Here is a 2,825-nt window from a genome sequence, read left to right as displayed (position 1 = left end):
CCAGACTACAACACTCTTCCCTCCCCGACGCTCTTCCGATCTAGGCGGGCTGACCGCCCGGGGCGGCGCCACGCACACCCACGCGCAGGACGGAGTCCACTCCGTCCTGCGCGTCGTTGTGCGTGGTGCGTCGCGCTCACCCACGGGAGCACTCCGCGATCCGAAAGGCAGTCGAAACTTTCGAAACTTTCGCGCCCGATTCTGTTCGATTCTTCTCCAGGAATCCGGTCTTCCTTTTGTCTTTGATCGGCTTCGGCGGTTCAATCGGACCTTGACCTGCATATATAACAGCCATTCACTTTCCCGTGTGAGCCTGATCTTTCGCAATCATTGCGGAAACTGTTGACTCTTGACGGGTACCGCTCAACACTGTCGGCATCGCCAGGCCACAAGCCCCGGCGGTCCCGGGTCGTCCACGCGATCCGGTCTCCTGGGCCGACCGTGCGCCGACCGGCCGGCCCGCCACCTGGCTCCCGCAAGCCGTCAAAAGGAGAAGGCATGAACATGGACAACATCCCCAGCCGGCCGGTCAGTCGCAGAGGCTTCATCGGCCGGGCAGGTGCCCTGGCGCTGGCGACGTCCGGGCTGATGCTGCCTGGCACCGCCCACGCCGACACGGTCATCACCACGAATCAGGAGGGCACCGACAACGGCTACTACTACTCGTTCTGGACCGACGGTGGTGGTTCGGTCTCCATGAACCTGTCGTCCGGCGGCAGTTACAGCACCTCGTGGACCAACTGCGGGAACTTCGTCGCCGGCAAGGGCTGGGCCAACGGCGCACGCCGGACCGTGAACTACTCAGGCAGCTTCAACCCGTCGGGCAACTCCTACCTGACGCTCTACGGCTGGACGGCGAATCCCCTCGTGGAGTACTACATCGTCGACAACTGGGGGACCTACCGGCCCACCGGGACGTTCCAGGGCACGGTCTCGAGCGACGGCGGAACCTACGACGTCTACCGGACGACGCGGTACAACGCCCCCTCCGTCGAAGGCACCAAGACCTTCGACCAGTACTGGAGCGTCCGCCAGTCGCAGCGGACGGGCGGAAGCATCACCGCCGGCAACCACTTCGACGCCTGGGCCGGCTACGGAATGCCGCTGGGCAGCTTCAACTACTACATGATCATGGCCACGGAGGGCTATCAGAGCAGCGGGAGCTCCAGCATCTCGGTGAGCTGACACGCCCGCGCATCATCCAGCTGGGGCGCGCGGCCGGGAGGGCGCAGCGCCCCAGCTGTCTGCCGGATCGAGCGGGGGCCTCAGGTGAGAAAAGGGCGCACCAGGCGGAGGAGTTCCTCAGGGCGGTGCAGCGGAATGATGTGACCGCAGTCCTCGATGACATGGCCCGTGAGCTCGTCGGCGACAGGTCGCAACTGCCGTTCCAGTGCGTCCCCCACAGGCCGGGCGCCGACGGCCAGCGTGGGCACCGACAACCGGCCCGCCTCCACGGCCGCGTGGATCTGCCGGGCGCCGGCGGGCATGGCGCGATAGTAGGAGGACGCGCAGCGAAGCGCCTCGGAGCCCGTGTAGGCGCTGACGAAGGCGTCCCGGATCCCGGGCTCGATGCCCTGCCCAAGGGTGCCCGAGTCGAGGAACCAGTCGATGTACGCCGCCTCGTTGCCCAGCAGCACGGTCTCCGCCAGGCCAGGAACCGAGTGGAAGCCGAACCACCAGGGCGGCCCCGACGCCAGGAACCCCTCCGCGCCCGGCAGGGTGCCCAGCAGTGACTCCATGAGCACCAGCCGGCGGACGCGCTCGGGGCTGCGCATCGCCATCAGGAAGGCGGGCGGAGTCCCGGCGTCGATGCCCATCACGGACGCGGACCTCTCGCCGAACGTGTCCAGGAGCGCGAGGCAGTCGTCGGCGAGGGTCCCGGCGTCGTAGCCGTCCGAGGCGCGCGTGCTCCCGCCGAGCCCCCGGAGGTCAGGGGCGATCACCCGGTGCCGGGCGGCCAGATCGTCCAGGACGTGGGTCCACAGCCGCCAGGTGTGCGGGAAACCGTGGAGCAGCAGCACGGCGGGGCCCGTGCCTGCGGTGGCCACGTCGAGTTCGACGCCGTTGACGGCGACACGGTGCATCTGGACGGGAGCAACAGACATGATGGCCTCTTCGGGCAGTAACCATTGGTGACAACAGAACGATAGGTAACTACCCTGGAGCGGCCAAGACCGCACTTTTACCCCAGGTGGTGAGCTCCAGGTGACCCCTCGGACCACGCGTACGCCGGAAGGCGCCCGCGGCGATCTGTTCGACCCGCTGTGTCCGACCCGTCGGCTTCTCGACAGGATCGGCGGAAAGTGGACCTCGATGGCCGTCAAGGTACTGGCGGAAGCCTCCCCGGACGAGGTGCGCTTCGCCGAACTCCAGCGGCGCATGACCGGTGTCTCGCAGAAGATGCTGTCGGTCACGCTGCAGGCGCTGTGCCGCGACGGCCTCGTCAGCCGGCGGGTGGAGACCACCGTGCCGCCGCGTGTGTACTACGGCCTCACCGAGCTCGGGCTGTCACTGGAGATCCCGCTGGCCGCCGTCCGCCAGTGGGCGGAGGAACACATGGTCGAGATCGACCGTGCCCAGCAGAGCGCCGACGCGGTGACGGAGGATACGTAGACCGTCTTTCGGATCTCCCGATCCCCGACACCTGGAGCACATGTGACCAGCCGCGCCCGTTCCCTGTTCTCCCGCCGCAGACGAGCGGCGGCCGGCATGGCGGCGGGACTAGGGCGTGTTTCGAAAGTCCCGCCTGCCCGGCGACGCCTGGCACGCACGCTCGCCGCGTTGTCGGGATCACCCCGATACACCCAGTATCGGGGCGACCCTCC

3 protein-coding genes are annotated in these 2,825 nt (G+C 67.6%); 2 read left to right on the top strand and 1 reads right to left on the bottom strand.

Annotation, left to right across the window (positions count from 1 at the left end; translation table 11 throughout):
• Positions 1-498: 498 nt before the first annotated feature.
• Complete coding sequence (locus AB0C75_RS35830) at positions 499-1,185, top strand: glycoside hydrolase family 11 protein (protein ID WP_362896723.1); 687 nt, start codon at positions 499-501, stop codon at positions 1,183-1,185.
• A gap of 80 nt (positions 1,186-1,265) precedes the next feature.
• On the opposite strand, the gene AB0C75_RS35825 is transcribed toward AB0C75_RS35830, so the two are convergent.
• Complete coding sequence (locus AB0C75_RS35825; RefSeq protein ID WP_362896721.1) at positions 1,266-2,105, bottom strand: alpha/beta hydrolase; 840 nt, start codon at positions 2,103-2,105, stop codon at positions 1,266-1,268.
• Positions 2,106-2,205: 100 nt separating this feature from the next.
• Here AB0C75_RS35825 and AB0C75_RS35820 point away from each other — a divergent pair, with 100 nt between their 5' ends.
• A complete protein-coding gene (locus AB0C75_RS35820; RefSeq protein WP_362896719.1) occupies positions 2,206-2,613 on the top strand; it encodes a helix-turn-helix domain-containing protein in 408 nt (135 codons plus the stop codon).
• The last annotated feature ends 212 nt before the right edge of the window (positions 2,614-2,825 follow it).

This window comes from Streptomyces sp. NPDC048565, assembly GCF_040650935.1.
GTDB lineage: Bacteria > Actinomycetota > Actinomycetes > Streptomycetales > Streptomycetaceae > Streptomyces.
The sequence above is the reverse complement of the archived record's forward strand: the minus strand, read 5'-3'. Positions and strand labels throughout refer to the sequence as shown.

Excerpts from the sequence above, each read along its gene's own strand:
- AB0C75_RS35825 (WP_362896721.1), bottom strand. The coding sequence starts at position 2,105 with ATGTCTGTTGCTCCCGTCCAGATGCACCGTGTCGCCGTCAACGGCGTC.
- AB0C75_RS35830 (WP_362896723.1), top strand. The coding sequence starts at position 499 with ATGAACATGGACAACATCCCCAGCCGGCCGGTCAGTCGCAGAGGCTTC.